This window comes from Mesorhizobium sp. M3A.F.Ca.ET.175.01.1.1, from assembly GCF_004791945.1.
Lineage (GTDB): Bacteria > Pseudomonadota > Alphaproteobacteria > Rhizobiales > Rhizobiaceae > Mesorhizobium.
On sequence record NZ_SRTP01000206.1, the window covers coordinates 1 to 337 of the forward strand.

The following is a 337-nucleotide window of genomic DNA, read 5'->3' on the forward strand; positions in this document are numbered from 1 at the left end:
AAACACCACAACATGGACCATGCCCGTCAGGAACGTGGTTCTTTCGTTGCTAAAGCTGACGCTGCATATGAAAAGCGCCAAGACCAGAAGCACCGCGTCGGCGGCCGGAAGCCCTAAGGTCAATCCTCTGCCTGTCAGCAGGCTGGCGGCCGCGACTGCCGGTATTGTCAGACCGATGGTGGCACATGCTGAACCCATCGCAACGTTCAAGCCGCGCTGCAGCTCGTTGTTGAGCGAAGCGCGAACCGCCGAAAGGGCCTCCGGCATCAAAACCAGCCCCGCGATCAACGCTCCGACAATGCTGTCGGCCTGGGCCACCTGGTAGGCGACGAGTGTG

General features: G+C 60.8%; 1 pseudogene. It reads right to left on the minus strand.

The features are described from left to right. Positions 1 to 337, minus strand: a pseudogene (locus EN818_RS31355) (ionic transporter); the annotation flags it as partial.